The sequence below is a fragment of the Microbacterium sp. TNHR37B genome (assembly GCF_001620065.1).
Lineage (GTDB): Bacteria > Actinomycetota > Actinomycetes > Actinomycetales > Microbacteriaceae > Microbacterium.
In genome coordinates this window covers 794,295-809,329 of record NZ_LQGV01000003.1, presented here as the reverse complement: position 1 = coordinate 809,329, position 15,035 = coordinate 794,295, and the positions used below count along the sequence as shown (strand labels likewise).

The window sequence follows — 15,035 nt, the reverse complement described above, 5'->3', positions numbered from 1 at the left end:
GTGCGGCCGGTCGTCCCGGCCCGTTAGCGTCGGAGGCGTCGAAGGAGGTCACCCATGCCTGCAGGACGCGGATCGAACAGTCTGAAGGATCCGGAACTGTACGAGGAGCTTCGCAAAGACGGAGCATCGAAAGAGAAGGCAGCGCGCATCTCCAATGCCGCCGCTCGTGACGGGCGCTCGGCGGTCGGGAAGCGCGGCGGATCCTCGGGAGACTACGAGGAATGGACGGTCAAGGATCTCCGCGGCCGCGCGAAGGAGCTCGGGCTCACGGGCTACTCCGACAAGCGCAAGTCCGAGCTGATCTCCATGCTCCGCCATCACTGATTCCTCTGCTCACCGATTCCCGTTCCTCTTCCTCCCCTGTTCCGTTCGTGCGCGTGAAAGGCTGAGCGTATGCCGAGGCTTGCACGTGTGCGCCCGGGCGTGGACCTCGGATATCGACGGCTGCGCTCCGGAACGGGGTTCCGCTACGTGGACGCCGACGGAAACGCCCTGCCGACCGGGGAGCGCGAGCGCGTGGTCGCTCTCGTCATCCCGCCGGCATGGCAGGACGTCTGGATCTGCGCGAACGCGAACGGCCACATCCAAGCGACCGGCGTCGATGAAGCCGGCCGCCTGCAGTACCTGTACCACCCGCGCTGGTCGGCCGGCCGCGACAAGGGGAAGTACGCCCGCGCGCTCCAGCTGGCGGAGTCGCTGCCGCGGGCCCGCGCGCGAGTGACCACCTCGCTCCGCCGTGACGACCTCGATCGCGAGAGAGTGTTGGCGGCGGCGTTCCGTCTCCTTGACCAGGCGGCTCCGCGTGTGGGCTCGGAACGATACCTCGAACGGCACGGCAGTCGCGGGCTCACCACGCTCAAGAGGCGCGACGCATCGGTCGAGGGGAGCGTCACGAGCCTGCGCTTTCCCGGGAAGAGCGGCAAACGCCAGCAGCTCGAGGTGGATGACGACGACCTCGCCGTCGCCATCGCGCTCATGGCCGCCGGGCGTCCGGGATCGCCCCTGCTGGCGTTTGTCCGTGGTCGCCGCCGCGTCGCTCTGACGCCGCGCGAGGTCAACGCCTATGTGCGCGCGATGACCGGCGGCGCCTTCACCGCCAAGGACTTCCGGACGCTGCGCGGGACGATCCTCGCCGCGGACGCGCTGGCGGGTCTGGGCGCCGCCGCCACCACGTCCGATCGCAAGCGCGCCGAGCTTATGGCCGTGCGGGCGACGGCCGAGGCCCTCGGCAACACTCCCGCGGTCGCGCGGAGCTCCTACATCGACCCGCGAGTCTTCGACGCGTACCGCAAGGGCAGGCTCCTGGACACCTCTCTCTCGCCCGAGTCGGCGATCCGCGCGCTGCTTTTGGGGTGATCCGGCCCTAACGTGTGGGTCGTGACACACCCACGCTGGTTTGATCCGCTCGCGTTGCTGCTCGTGGTGTGCGGCGGGGCGGCGGGGGTTGCCGCGCGCGCCGCCCTCACCCTCGCGGTTCCCGAGCACGCGCCCGCGCTCGTGGTTCCGGGGGTGACGCTCGCGGTGAACCTGCTCGGGTCCTTCCTGCTGGGCGTCGTGGTCGCCTCGCTCACCGAGCGTCACCCCCGCTGGCGACTGTTCCTCGGCACCGGAGTGATGGGCGGGTTCACGACCTACAGCGCGTTCGCGGTGCAAGCGGTCTCCACGGCGGGCGCCGCTCCCGTGGTCGGCCTCGCGCTGGTCGCGGTGTCGGTCCTCGGCGGGGTCATCGCCGCGGCGTGGGGCCTCGTGGTGGGTCGCCGGTTCGCCTCGCCGGCGGGCGCGGCGCCGGCCCCGGGAGATGCGGAATGAGCGGCGGGGACTTCCTCTGGCTGGTGGTCGGCGGCGGAGTCGGGGCGGGCGCCCGCTACCTCGTCGACGGCCTGATCATGAGGGGACGGCGTGACGCCTTCCCGGTCGGCATCCTCGTCGTCAATGTCGTGGGCTCGTTCGCCCTGGGGATCCTCACCGGCCTGTCGCCCCTGATCGGCGCGATGTGGCTCGCCATCGGGGGAATCGGCGTGCTGGGCGGCTTCACGACCTTCAGCACCGTCTCGGTCGAGACCGTGCTCCTTCGTCAGCGCGGGCGAGCGGAATGGGCCTGGGTCAACCTCCTCGGCACGCTCGGTGCGTGCGTGGTGGCCGCTGCCATCGGCCTCATGATCGGCGGCGCTTTCACACGCTGATCTCCTCCCGCGGTACGACCGTGATTCCTCCCTGAGTCGGAGGGGATGAGCGGGGGAGGGTGGGAGGATGGAACGGATACATTCCTGTATCCCTCTCGTCTCGCACCCAAAGGGCCACCCGTGTCGAATCTCGCCGTCCTGAGCCTCAAGAACCGTGCGCTCATCGCCCTCATCACGATCGTTGCGGCCGTCTTCGGCGGCCTCGCGCTGACGAACCTCAAGCAGGAGCTCATCCCGTCGATCGAGTTCCCCCAGCTCTCGGTGCTCACGACCTACCCGGGCGCCTCGCCGGATGTCGTCAACAATGACGTGTCGACGCCGATCGAAACGGCGATCCAGGGCATCCCCGGCCTGGAGTCGACGACCGCCACCAGCACCACCAACGCGTCGATCATCCAGGCGTCCTTCACCTACGGCACCGACCTCGCCACCGCCGAGCAGAAGATCCTCCAGGCCATCAACCGGATCAAGAGCGACCTGCCCGACGGCGTCGAGCCCAACGTGGTGTCCTTCTCGATCGACGACCTCCCCGTGATCGCGCTCGCCGTCACGGGATACGACGACGAGGAGACGATCCAGGCGCAGCTGGAAGCGAGCGTGGTTCCCGACCTCGAAGACGTCGACGGAGTGAGCGCCGTCGCGATCATCGGCGGCAAGGGACAGCGGGTCACGATCGTGCCCGACCAGAAGAAGCTCGCCGCCGACGGCTACACCCAGACCGCCATCACCGACGCGCTGGATCAGAACGGCGTGCTCTTCCCCGGCGGGACGGTGACCGAGGGCGATCAGACCCTCACGGTGCAGACCGGTACCAAGCTGTCCTCCGTCGACGAGGTCGAGAAGCTCCCGCTCGTGCCGAGCTCCGCCGAGCAGTTCGCCGCCGGCGAGGTCACGATCGGCGACGTCGCCTCGGTGCGCCTCGACGAGGACCCGGTGACGTCCATCTCGCGCGTGGACGGCAAGCCCGCCCTCACCCTGTCGATCACCAAGCTCCCCGCCGCCAACACGGTCGACGTCTCTCGCGGCGTCAACGCGGTCATCCCGCAGCTGCAGGACGCGATCGGAGCCGACGCGCGTTTCACCGTCGTCTTCGATCAGGCGCCCTACATCGAGCAGTCGATCGAGGCGCTCGCCCAGGAGGGGCTCCTGGGTCTCGCCTTCGCGGTGATCGTGATCTTGATCTTCCTGCTCTCGGTGCGCTCCACGCTCGTCACGGCGATCTCGATCCCCACGAGCGTGCTCATCACGTTCGTCGGCATCCAGGCCTTCGGCTACTCCCTCAACATCCTGACCCTCGGAGCCTTGACCATCGCGATCGGTCGCGTCGTCGACGACTCGATCGTCGTGATCGAGAACATCAAACGTCACTACGTCGGAGACGCCGACAAACTGCGGGCGATCCTGCTCGCGGTGCGCGAGGTCGCGGCGGCGATCACGGCGTCCACCATCACCACGGTCGCCGTCTTCCTCCCCATCGCGTTCGTGGGCGATGTGACCGGAGAGCTCTTCCGCCCGTTCGCCCTCACCGTGACGATCGCCATGTCGGCGTCCCTGTTCGTGTCACTGACGATCGTCCCCGTGCTCGCCTACTGGTTCCTGCGTCCGGGCAAGCCGCTGCTCGACGCGGAGGGGCGAGCGATCGATCCCGAGCATCCCGACGCGCCGCCGTCGCGCCTGCAGAAGGCCTACCTGCCGATCCTCACCTGGACGCTCAAGCACTCGTGGGTCACGCTCCTGGTCGCCGTCCTCGTGCTCGGCGGAACCGTCGCTGCGGCGCCGCTCATGAAGTTCAACTTCCTCGGCGACTCGGGGCAGAACACGTTCACGGTGACGCAGGAGCTCGGCAAAGCGCCGAGCCTCGATGCCGAGGACGAGGCCGCCGCGAAGGTCGAGAAGGCCATCATGGGCGTCGACGGCATCGAGACCGTGCAGACCTCGATCGGCTCCAGCGGATCCGCGGTGCGCGACGCCTTCGCCGGCGGGAGCTCCGGCATCACCTACTCGATCACCACCGACACCGCCGCCGACCAGGTGGAGGTGCGGGAGGCGGTGCAGGACGCCGTCGCGAAGCTCGACGACGTGGGCACGGTCACCGTGTCCAGCGGTCAGGGAGGGTTCGGCTCGAGCGACATCGAGGTCGACGTCACGGCGCCCGACGCCCGGACGCTGGCCGACGCCACCGATGCGGTCGTCGGTGCTCTCCAGGGCAAGGACGGGATCGGCCAGGTCACGTCGAACCTCGCCGCATCCCTCCCGTTCGTGTCCGTCGCCGTCGACCGGGAGAAGGCGTCGTCGCTGGGCCTCTCCGAGGTCGCTGTCGGTGGGCTGGTGTCCAACACGATGCAGCCGCGACAGGTGGGGAGCGTCGAGATCGACGGCACCGCGCTGACGGTGTACCTCAAGGCGTCCGACATCCCGAAGACGATCGCCGAGCTCAAGGACCTCGAGATCGCCAGCGCGACCGGCCTCATCCGCCTCGACGAAGTGGCCACCGTGAAGGAGAGCCAGGGACCGACCTCCATCACCACGCAGCGCGGTCAGCGCACCGCCACCGTCACGGTGACCCCCTCCACGGACGACCTCAACACCGCGTCGGCGACGGTCCGCACCGCTCTGCTCGACACCGACCTGCCCACGGGCGCCGATGCAGAGGTCGGGGGCGTGGTCTCGCAGCAGAGCGACGCGTTCGCCCAGCTCGGCCTCGCGATGCTCGCCGCGATCCTGATCGTCTACATCGTGATGGTCGCGACCTTCAAGTCGCTGCGTCAGCCCCTGCTCCTGCTGATCTCGGTGCCCTTCGCGGCGACCGGCGCGATCCTGCTGCAGATCGTGACCGGCGTGCCGCTCGGGGTCGCTTCGCTCATCGGAGTGCTGATGCTCATCGGCATCGTCGTCACGAATGCGATCGTGCTCGTCGACCTCGTGAACCAGTACCGGGAGAAGGGCCTCACCGCCCACGACGCGACTCTCGCGGGCGGCGCTCGCCGGCTCCGGCCGATCCTCATGACGGCGCTCGCGACGATCTTCGCACTCACGCCCATGGCGCTCGGGATCACGGGTCACGGCGGGTTCATCTCCCAGCCGCTCGCGATCGTCGTCATCGGCGGACTGATCTCCTCGACCGTGCTCACGCTGCTCGTCCTCCCCACCCTCTACAACCTCGTGGAGGGTGCCCGGGAGCGTCGGATCGTGAAGCGCGAGGCGCGCGCCGTCAGCGGCGCCGCGGCGGTCGCGGGCGAGGCAGCCGCGGCGACGCCGGAGGGGGGCTCGCCGGAGGAGGCGCCCACTCGGAGGTCGCGCCGCCGCTGACGCGGGTGGCCGGCGGGGTGCGGGCGGTTCCGGCGGTTCCGGGTCCCGCGTCGGCGAGCACAACGGCGGAAGGCGCCAGTGACACGCCGTGGCGGCGGCAACGATCCGCGGCGTGTCCCGCCACCCGTCCGCCGTTGTGTCCGGGAATGGTGCGGGGCGATCGGCGGCATCGGGACTCTCCCAGCCGCGCCGTGTACAGTGGACCGGTCGGCTCTGGACACCGCACGTGAGGTGCGGATGGGTTTGTGAGTCCAAGGGGCCGATGGTGGGAGCGAATCCGCTCCGACGACCATCACTGTGAATGGCCCCCGGCCGACGGATGTCCGGGTTACTCCACGCCGCATGTGCGGCCGCGTCGAGGTACTTCCCCGAGGCGCACCGAGGAGTGCTGTTCTCGCGCGAGACAACCCAGAAGGACACCACCATGCCCAAGAACAAGAAGCCGGCCGGCGGCCGCGCCCAGAACTTCGAGCCGCGCTACGGCAAGAAGACCTCGTTCCAGGACGCCAAGCGTCGCCCCGGACAGTCGTCCGCGGGCACCGCCGGCAGCAAGAGCCCGAGCCACCGCGGCTACCGCGCGGCCGACGCCGAGGCCCCCGCGCGCAAGTCGCGCTGGTCGGCGCAGGAGCGCGCCGGCCGCGATGAGGCCCGCGGCATCCGCACCCACGCCCGCGGCGAGCGTCCGGCGCACCGCGACGACCGTCCCGCTCGCTCGTTCGACGACCGTCCCCGCCGCGACTTCTCCGACCGTCCGGTTCGGAACTCCGGAGATTTCGACCGCTCCCGCTCGTACGGTGCCGATTCGGGCCGTGACCGCGCGGATCGCCGGAGTTCTGACCGTCCGGCGCGGTCGTTCGACGACCGCCCGCGTCGCGACCGTGACGACCGCCCCGCCCGCTCGTTCGACGACCGGCCCCGCGGCGAGCGTCAGCCCCGCGACGATCGCCGCACTTTCGGCGACGCTCGCCCCTCGTACCGTGACGACCGCCCGGCTCGTTCGTTCGACGACCGCCCGCGTCGGGATGATCGTCCGGCTCGTTCGTTCGATGACCGTCCGCGTCGTGAGTTCTCGGACCGTCCGCGTCGGGATGATCGTCCGGCTCGTTCGTTCGATGACCGTCCGCGTCGGGAGTTCTCGGACCGCCCGCGTCGGGATGATCGTCCGGCTCGTTCGTTCGATGACCGCCCGCGTCGTGAGTTCTCGGACCGTCCGCGCCGCGATGACCGTCCGGCCCGGTCGCTCGACGACCGACCCCGTCGCGATTTCTCGGACCGCCCGCGTCGGGATGACCGCCGCGATGGCTTCGCCGCCAACCGGTCGGACTGGAACGCCGACAAGAAGGCGAAGGCCTTCGAGGACCACGTCGACGTCGTGCACGAGAAGCTCCAGGCCGAAGCGGTGCAGGCCGAAGCGGTCTCGGATGTGACCTTCAGCTCGCTCGGACTGGGGGACAACATCGTCCGGGCCTTGGCCGAGCTGGGTGCCGCCGCACCGTTCCCGATTCAGGCCGCCACGATCACTCCGATCCTGGAGGGCAAGGACGTCCTCGCCCGCGGCCGCACCGGTTCGGGCAAGACGATCGCGTTCGGCGCTCCGCTCGTCGAGTCGATCCTCCGGAGCCAGGCCGGCAAGCGTCGCGAGTTCGGCCGCAGCCCGAAGGCGCTCATCCTGGCTCCGACGCGCGAGCTGGCGCTGCAGATCGACCGCACGATCCAGCCCATCGCCCGGAGCGTCGGCCTGTTCACGACGCAGATCTACGGTGGGGTGCCCCAGGCGCGCCAGGTCGGCGCGCTGAAGAAGGGCGTCGACATCATCATCGGCACCCCCGGTCGTATCGAGGACCTGCAGGAGCAGGGCAAGCTCGACCTTTCGGAGGTGCGCCTGGTGGTGCTCGACGAGGCCGACCACATGAGCGAGCTGGGCTTCCTCGAGCCGATGCAGCGGATCCTGCGCCTCGTCGAGGACGGCGCCCAGAAGCTCCTCTTCTCCGCCACGCTCGACCGCGAGGTCGCCGCGCTCGTCGACGAGTTCCTCGTGGAGCCGGCCGTCTACGAGGTCGCCGGAGAAGACCAAGACTCGGGCACGATCGATCACCGCGTCCTCGTGATCGACCACCGCGACAAGGCCGAGATCCTGACCTCGCTCGTGGACCGCGACAGCAAGACGCTCGTCTTCGCGCGCACCCGGGCATACGCCGAGATGCTCGCCGAGCAGTTCGAAGACGCCGGAATCCGTGCCGTCGCCCTCCACGGCGACCTCAACCAGGCCAAGCGCACGCGCAACCTCGAGCGCCTCACTTCGGGACGGGTGGACGTGCTGGTGGCGACCGATGTCGCCGCCCGCGGGATCCACGTCGACGACATCGACCTGGTCGTGCAGGCCGACGCTCCCGACGAGTACAAGACCTACCTGCACCGTTCGGGACGCACGGGCCGCGCCGGTCGTTCGGGCACCGTGGTGACCCTGATCACCCGTCAGCGCCGCCGTCGGATGACCGAGATGCTCGACCGTGCCGAGATCGACGCGCCGTTCGAGGACGCCCGTCCGGGGGACGACGTGCTGGAGGAACTGGCCGGGCGCCAGCTCGCCGACGTCGACGCCTGAGCGATCGGGTGGACCTCACTCGCCGGGGCACGTCGCCAGTGCCCCGGCGAGCGCCTCGCGATCGGCGGCTGTCAGACTGAGCTTCCACTTCGCGAGCACTTCGACCCACGTCTGGGCGTAAGCGCACTCCGACGTCTTCTGGGGCGGCATCCACTGCGACGGCCCGGAGTCGCTCTTGCTCTGGTTGACCGAGCCCGAGGTGGCGCGAAGGTTGTCTGGATCGTTGGCGAACTCTTGACGCTGTTCGAACGTCCATCTTTCCGCGCCGTGGCGCCACGCCCACGACAGCGGGATGACGTGATCGATCTGGACGAGTGCCGAGGTGTCCGCGCCCGCGACGAAGTCGACGCGCTTGCCGGTGTAAGGGTCATCGAGCACGCCGGTGAGTACTTTGCAGTCCCGCGTCCCCTCTTTGATGACCACGTCGGTGAGATCGCGCCGGAGGACATCATTGCGCGTGTCGCATCCGTTCCGGTCCTGGTCGTACCAGGCTTGACCGAACTGCTCACGGAAGTACTGCCCCGTCGCGTCGTCCTCCGCGACGGGCAGGGTGGAGAGGAGCTTCGAGAGGTTCTCCCCGCCCGAGGTGGGCTCGTCGGAGGGGCGCGTGACCCCGGTCGGCGAGGTACCCGTCGTCGGCAGGCTCGACGCCGCGGGGAGCGGACGCGGCGGGGAGGCCGATTCGGACAGGCCGCGGATGACGGCCCAGGAGAGCACCCCGACGACGGTCAAGGCTGCCATCGTGACGACCACGACGACGACCCACAGCGTGGCCGGCGCCGTGCGGCGGGGGATGGGGCGGGGGAAGCTCGTCATCGTCTCGTGGTCACAGCGGGAACGGATGGCGGAAGGGGGTGTCGAGGCCGACATCGCCGGCTCGTGAGAGGGGATACCGGTCGGCATACAAGCGGAATCCGACTCCGTACTCGTCGTCGCGCTGCCGCAGGTAGGCCTCCTGCCGCTCCGCATGCTCGTGCTCACGAAGGAAGAGCAGGTACTGGACCTGTGCCCACGCCGCCATGCCCTCGTACACGGTGAGGCGGTGATGCCGTCCGTACCGCTGCTCGATCTGTCGTGCGTTCCACGTCCGGTACTGCCAGATGTGGGTCAGCTCGTGAGCGATCGTGGCGACGCTCGCCAGACGCGGCGATCCGTTCTCCACGTACAAGGTGTATCCGTCCCGGTGCTCGGCGGCGAATCCCAACACCCGGGCGTCGACTCCGGGTGTCGGCTCGAAACGTTCGTCGGTGCGACGTGCGATCTCCTTCGCGTTGACCATGCGAACGGTCATCGGCACTCTCAGGGAGATGTCGAAGGAGGTCTCGACGTTCCTGACGACCTCGGCGAACACATCCTCGAACTCCTCGCTCGAGCGGAGAGCGGTCTTGCTACACCGGACGCACCGCTCCCGGCCATCCGCCAGGCGGTCGAACTCGCCGCCCATCAGTTTCACGAAGCAGAAGTCGCAGTAGTTCGACCCGATCGGGTCGAAAGCGAACGTGCGGGTGCGTGACGACTCGACTGCTCTGCGGGCGTGCGTCAGGTATCCCGCCGTCCGGCCCTCCGCCCGCAGGTAGGCGAGCGTGGCGGCGATATCGATCCCGGCGGCCGCAGAGCCTCCGCCGAACGAGAGATAGTCACTGCGCGACATCGGGTTCCTCCTTCGGTGCGGCCTCCGACGGGGCAGTCGGCTCGGGGCTCGTGCGGGGTGGAGGCGGAGAGGACGAGGACGCAGGGCGCAGCCGGCGCCAGAAGCGACGCCACCAGGGCGTCGACCGGGGAGCCAGGGCGGCAGCCGGCGCGGAGGAGTCCTGCTCGCGAACGATGTCCGCCCTCTGGATGAGGTCCTCGGGCTCGTCGTCGGGAAAGACGACCACGTCGTCAGTCCCGCTCGGGTGCGGCGGCGTGCCGGCGGGCTCAGTGGTCCACTCCAGATAGTCGGCGATGACCTCGAGCAGGCGACTCCAGTTCCGTTCGACGGCGACGAGCAGTCCGAGATCGAGAGGGCTGTCCTCGACGATCAGCAGGGTCGCGTCGTCCTCGACCTCCACAGGCGGCAATAGCGGAGCCACGCGCCCTTCGGGGTCGGCGGTCAGCGCGAGGACGTACTGGTGCGCGTCGGGGAAGGTCGTCACGAAGATCTCGTTCAACAGAACGGCGATCGTGCGCAGCACGGACGCCGGGACGCCCTCCATTCGGATCTCGAGGATCTCCTTCTGGACGTACCGGCGGTCGGGTATGCCCGAGACGCGCACGCGGCGTGCGCCCCCGAGGTCGCTGCGGGTGGCTTGCTCGAGATAGCCGTCCGTTGACACCTCGATGGTCGCGAAGGCGTGAGCGAAGGAGGTGCTGCCGATCTCCACGCGCGCACCGGGTTTGGTGTCGTACTCGATGTCCGAGATGCGGAACCGGCGAAGCGGGCGGTAGACCCGGCGACCGGTGATGTGCTCGGCGGCGCGACGGAGGACGATGCCGCTACGACGGTGATCGGTCCCGATGCTCTGCACCTGGTACGACGCACCGGCGTGGGTGAGCAACTGGCCGGGGAGCAGCTTCTGGAAGACGAGGCCGTAGAGGACCGAACCGACGAAGTCCCGATCCTCCACTTCGTCCTCGACGAAGAAGTACGCCGCCCGCAAGCCGTGCAGCACCTCCTCCAGCGCCCCGCCCGGGGTGAGCGTTACGAAGCGTTCCCAGCTCTGCGTCCCGTGGTCGGTGATACCGGTGTTACGCGCATCGCAGGTGAGATCGACGTCGGTCGCCCCCGTGTGACGGCGCAGGAGCGCGCGGAAGAGCGCGACCACGGGTGGGTCGTCTTCGAATCGCACCCGAGTGCGGTCTGTGGGCGCGACGACGGGGGCAACGGGGAAGCCGACGAGCTCGAACTCCCGCGCAAGCGCACTCTCCGTCATCCCGAACGTGCCAAGGGTCAACGCGAGCCGCAGGACGAGGTTCCGCTCGGTGCGGGCGTAGTCGGGCGCGAAGGAAGGAACCGCCTTCGGGTCGCGCGCGAAGATCTCTCGCTGGGCGACCATGTAGTCGCGGAGGAGGTAGTCCTCGCTCAGGACGTTGACGAAGCCCTGTTCACGGGCGCGCGTCGTGTAGAGGCGGATGGTCTCATAGAGGTTGCGTGCCTCGTCCTCGACGATGAGGAAGCGGTTGTCCGCAGGCTCCAGCGTCCAGGGATTCGAGTGGGGCCGGATGGTGTCGGAGAGGGCCTGCTGTGAGGCGTCCACGCCGGCGAACTCCGCGATCTGGGGATAGTACTGCCCGGCGATCCAGCTCATGTCCCTGACGGGGAACACGTCACCGCCGATCCACTCCACCTGTTCGACCTGGTACTTGGCTGCGACGGCGGCGATCTCGATCCCCATCCCGAGGTAGCGACTGATGCCCGGCAGGATCGCTCCGTGCATCGGGGGCCCTTCCACGCGCCAGACCAGCTCCGCGGTCGCACCGCTCATCGTGGTGGGAGCCACCACATCGGTGAGGGTGACCTTGAGCAGATGCGAGAGCGAGTCGACGAGGCCGTCGTGGGTGCGGTCGAAGACGGCGTAGGCCGGGCTTCCCGCTTTGCCGCATCGTCCGAGGAGGATCGCGAGTCCGAGCTGCCCGGTGGTCAGCATCCGCGAAGGCTCGGCGAGGATCACGTACTCCACTTCGCGCAGGAAGTCCTCGTGCGCGCGGATGAGGTCGAGGTTGTGCAGGTCCGAGAAGCGGAGCACTCCCACGTCGAGCTCGGGATCACGCTCGTCGGAGAGCACTCCCACGTGCCAGAGACCGGGAACACCGGTGATCGACTCGAGGCCCTCGTCCATCCAGCTCACCAGATCGCCCGCAAGGGCATCGCGGCCGGCGACGATCAGGCACTTCCGGTACTGCAACAGGTGGTAGTAGGCCGGGAAGGCGAGGTAGGGGGTCAGATCGCGATAGAAGGGGTGCGAGATGAGCGCACTGCGGCCGCGCATCACCGAAGCCGCGGCGGCCACCAGGCTCTCGTCGACCCGGGTGCCGTCGAGGCGCAGGCGCTCGAAGTATGCGCCGGCGAGCCGGTCCACATCGTGAGCGGAGTGGGACAGTTGCTGCAGAGCGTGCGAGTTCTGCGGCGCGCTGGTCGCGAAGCTCAGGCCTTCGTGCAGCACGCGCCCCGGAAAGGTCTCGGAGAACACGCTGCGCAGCGCGGCGTAGTTCGCGACCCGCTGGGCGTCGTCGCGGTCGCCGTGGACGTCCCGTTCGAACTCCTGCGCGGTGACGCCGTCGACGGCGAACGTGAACTCGCCGATGACCAACGCCGCCAGGGCCGGGAACCCGATGGCGGCGAAACCCGGCCAGGCGGGGAAGGTGCCCACCAGCGCCATGAACACGACCGCCAAGGCGATGACGGCCCAGAACATCACACGCAGGAAGACGCGCAGCGAGCTGTGCTGCGGCCTCACGAACCATCGGCTGTACTCACTGTCGTAGCGGTAGAACTCCTCGACGAGGGAGCTTCCGAGGAACTCCTGCCCGTGGAACGTCCGGTCGAAGAAGCGGTTCAGGAGGATCTTCAGCAGCGTGAAGACCAGCACGATCGCCGTGTTCTCGATGACGTACTGCCACGTGGTGTCGTAGAACGGGCGGAGGAAGGGCACGTACTCGAAGACGACCCGGAGCAGTTGGTCGATCTCGTCATTGAACCGGTACAGCCCGATGGCGGCGATGACCGCGTACAGCGTCGCGATGAACGGCATCGGATACTGCCGGTGCCGCGAGGCCTTCGGCAGGTTGTTGAGGCTCTGGAGCAGCAGGGCGCCCGCGAGCGGAAGAGTGGCCAGCAACTGGAGGAAAAGCGTCACTCTGTCTCCCTTCCACCGGGAAGCTGTTCCCGCGGGGACCGTTCGAAGAGGCGGACGCGTTCGACCAGGAATGCGGTGATGAAGTCGTACGGAGCCGCGATCGTCTGGCCCGAGTCGTTCAGGACGGCGGTACGGTCGCCGGTTGGGAAGCGGAAGTAGGAGCGAATCTGGTGGGGATTGAGCTCATCGACCTCACTCATCGCGAGATTGATGCGACGAACGTCCGGCGCTCTGCCCAGTGAGTAGAGGATGTCTCGCTGAACCGCGATACTCTCCGCGGCGTTGTCGCGCACTGCGATCAGCCGCCGCGATCGCAGGGTCTCGCGTTCCTGCCAGCGCTCGGATCCGATGAGGATCGAGCGGGCACGCATGTAGGTCGCCAGCCCCGTCAGGTACTCGCCGAAGACCTTCGCGCCGTCGTTGACGCCGGCCGCGAACGACTGCACGTCGTCGTTGACGCGCCTGACGCGGACGACCAGGCGGCGACGCATGACCTCGAGGGTCACGAGGGCGACGACGGCGAGCAGGACGATCCCGGCCGCGACGGTGAAAGCGCTCCACAGGAGCGCATCCATCCCTTTGTCGGCGGCTTGGATCAGGTAGGGCGCGAATGCGCCGATCCAGGCCAGGAGCACGAGCAGTGATGCGCCGGCGACCGTGCGGAGCCTCATTCTGCCGGCGATGTGGCGCGCGACCCCCGTGCGGTGCTCCTCCAGCAGCGAGGCGAGTCTCCCGCGGTTGAGGATCTCCGTCGTGGCCGGCACGGCCAGCCCCTGCACGCGGCGCAGGAGCTCCTCGTCGAGCTCCTCCCGTTCGATGTCGTTGAGCACCCGATCGTGATCGAGGAAGGAGCGTGCTCGGCGCCGCGTATCGAACACGGCGCGCGCGAGGATGCGCCGGGGCCGCCGGAAGATCTGCATCGCACGCGCACTGGCGGCATCGATGTCGTTCGCCCAAAAACTCGGCTCGTGCCGGGGGATATCGGAGGCGAGAGCGTAACCCGTGACGCTGACGCCGACGTCGGTCCCCCCGAGCCGGTCGAATTCCACTGTCACGGGTTCCTGGATCAGCAGCGTCTGGGCGTCGGCCTCGGGCGGCCGTGACGGTCGTCGGATGACGGAGTCCATATGGTCGCGGAGCGCGGTGAGGCGGCTCACCTGCTCCTCGAGGAGATCGCCGAGCCGGCGCTCGTTGATCGCGACGCCCAACTCATACACCCGATCGGCCTGGAAGGCTCCCGGGGGAAGCTCGTTCGTGGCCAGGGTGAGCACCGACATCCAGAACCGCAACTCGTCCTGCGCGTAGCCCGAATTCTCGCTGTTGAGCAGGTCGTAGACGGCGAACCTGCTGGCCACCGGGTAGTCGTTGCGCTCCACGAATCGCGAGCTGTCCCGTTCCGACCCGACCTGCCAGGCACGGCGCAGCTGAGCCGTCTCGTCGTCGTCGGCGCGGGGACGGGTGCAGACGAAAGCAACCTCGGACGGATGGACCTCCTTCATCCGGTACTTCTCGCTCAGGCGGCGATGCTCGGCCACCAACGCGGCCTCATGGGGGATCTCCTCGTATTGCACGGCGACATCTGTGTAGCGCTGCTGCTTGGCGCCCGCGAGGCGCTGAGTGGCCGCTGCCAGCGCCGCGTCCTGGTCTCGAGGGTCCATCCCCGCTACCTCGGCCTCGGGCGCCTCGCGGTGGAGCTGGCCATCATCACCGCGCCACACGACGACGGGCGAGAACTGCTTGGCCGTCAGCGCGGGGTATCCGAGGAGCCAGTGCGCCACCTCGACGAGGGGGTGCGGCGATTCGACGAAGCTCAGGTCGGGGTCCCGGTTGCCTGCGTAGTCGAACGGATTCTCCGGGTCGCGGTCCTCGATGGCGTCCGGGGTGAGGTGATCCACGACGACGGCACGCCAGGCTGCCTTCCCCGTGATGGTGTCGGCAAGGTCCGGGAGCACGTCGGAGAGAGCCCGAGCATCGCGTGCCGTGTCATGCCACTCGCAGAACGCGATCTCGCCGCGTTCTACGAATGGTGCGAAGAACGCCTCCGAGCGAGCGAAGATCCTCCGCGCGGAGTCACTCAGGATGACGACGGTGAACACGCGGTCT

10 protein-coding genes are annotated in these 15,035 nt (G+C 68.7%); 6 read left to right on the top strand and 4 right to left on the bottom strand.

What is annotated here, in order from left to right:
* Positions 1-54: 54 nt before the first annotated feature.
* The 6 genes from AVP41_RS11765 to AVP41_RS11740 all read left to right on the top strand — a co-directional run bounded on the left by AVP41_RS11765 (position 55) and on the right by AVP41_RS11740 (position 8,097).
* Positions 55-324, top strand: coding sequence for a DUF7218 family protein (locus AVP41_RS11765; RefSeq protein WP_067164539.1), 270 nt, complete (start codon positions 55-57; stop codon positions 322-324).
* 69 nt (positions 325-393) lie between these two features.
* Positions 394-1,356, top strand: a complete 963-nt coding sequence (locus tag AVP41_RS11760) for a DNA topoisomerase IB (protein ID WP_067164537.1) — start codon at positions 394-396, stop codon at positions 1,354-1,356.
* A gap of 21 nt (positions 1,357-1,377) precedes the next feature.
* Complete coding sequence (locus AVP41_RS11755; protein ID WP_231902739.1) at positions 1,378-1,809, top strand: fluoride efflux transporter FluC; 432 nt, start codon at positions 1,378-1,380, stop codon at positions 1,807-1,809.
* Positions 1,806-2,183, top strand: a complete 378-nt coding sequence (gene crcB, locus AVP41_RS11750) for a fluoride efflux transporter CrcB (protein ID WP_067164535.1) — start codon at positions 1,806-1,808, stop codon at positions 2,181-2,183. The genes AVP41_RS11755 and crcB overlap by 4 nt, the downstream gene beginning before the upstream one ends.
* A gap of 120 nt (positions 2,184-2,303) precedes the next feature.
* Entirely contained in the window at positions 2,304-5,492 is a 3,189-nt protein-coding gene (locus AVP41_RS11745) for an efflux RND transporter permease subunit (protein ID WP_067164532.1), read from the top strand.
* Positions 5,493-5,916: 424 nt separating this feature from the next.
* Positions 5,917-8,097: a DEAD/DEAH box helicase gene (locus tag AVP41_RS11740; protein ID WP_067165896.1), complete on the top strand. Its 2,181-nt coding sequence runs from the start codon at positions 5,917-5,919 to the stop codon at positions 8,095-8,097.
* Positions 8,098-8,112: 15 nt separating this feature from the next.
* On the opposite strand, the gene AVP41_RS11735 is transcribed toward AVP41_RS11740, so the two are convergent.
* Genes AVP41_RS11735 through AVP41_RS11720 form a run of 4 tightly spaced genes read right to left on the bottom strand, consistent with a single transcriptional unit; the run spans position 8,113 to position 15,028 of the window.
* Positions 8,113-8,913 (bottom strand): HNH endonuclease family protein, encoded by an 801-nt coding sequence (locus AVP41_RS11735; protein ID WP_067164529.1) that lies wholly within the window; start codon positions 8,911-8,913, stop codon positions 8,113-8,115.
* 10 nt (positions 8,914-8,923) lie between these two features.
* Positions 8,924-9,748: a hypothetical protein gene (locus AVP41_RS16835; RefSeq protein ID WP_067164527.1), complete on the bottom strand. Its 825-nt coding sequence runs from the start codon at positions 9,746-9,748 to the stop codon at positions 8,924-8,926.
* Positions 9,735-12,932 carry a hypothetical protein gene (locus tag AVP41_RS11725; protein ID WP_067164525.1) on the bottom strand — a complete coding sequence of 1,066 codons (3,198 nt, stop codon included), beginning with the start codon at positions 12,930-12,932 and terminating at the stop codon, positions 9,735-9,737. The genes AVP41_RS16835 and AVP41_RS11725 overlap by 14 nt, the downstream gene beginning before the upstream one ends.
* On the bottom strand, positions 12,929-15,028 hold the full coding sequence (locus AVP41_RS11720; protein WP_067164522.1) for a hypothetical protein: 2,100 nt from the start codon (positions 15,026-15,028) through the stop codon (positions 12,929-12,931). The genes AVP41_RS11725 and AVP41_RS11720 overlap by 4 nt, the downstream gene beginning before the upstream one ends.
* Between the last annotated feature and the right edge of the window lie 7 nt (positions 15,029-15,035).

Excerpts from the sequence above, each read along its gene's own strand:
- AVP41_RS11765 (WP_067164539.1), top strand. The coding sequence starts at position 55 with ATGCCTGCAGGACGCGGATCGAACAGTCTGAAGGATCCGGAACTGTAC.
- AVP41_RS11760 (WP_067164537.1), top strand. The coding sequence starts at position 394 with ATGCCGAGGCTTGCACGTGTGCGCCCGGGCGTGGACCTCGGATATCGA.
- crcB (WP_067164535.1), top strand. The coding sequence starts at position 1,806 with ATGAGCGGCGGGGACTTCCTCTGGCTGGTGGTCGGCGGCGGAGTCGGG.
- AVP41_RS11740 (WP_067165896.1), top strand. The coding sequence starts at position 5,917 with ATGCCCAAGAACAAGAAGCCGGCCGGCGGCCGCGCCCAGAACTTCGAG.
- AVP41_RS11735 (WP_067164529.1), bottom strand. The coding sequence starts at position 8,913 with ATGACGAGCTTCCCCCGCCCCATCCCCCGCCGCACGGCGCCGGCCACG.
- AVP41_RS16835 (WP_067164527.1), bottom strand. The coding sequence starts at position 9,748 with ATGTCGCGCAGTGACTATCTCTCGTTCGGCGGAGGCTCTGCGGCCGCC.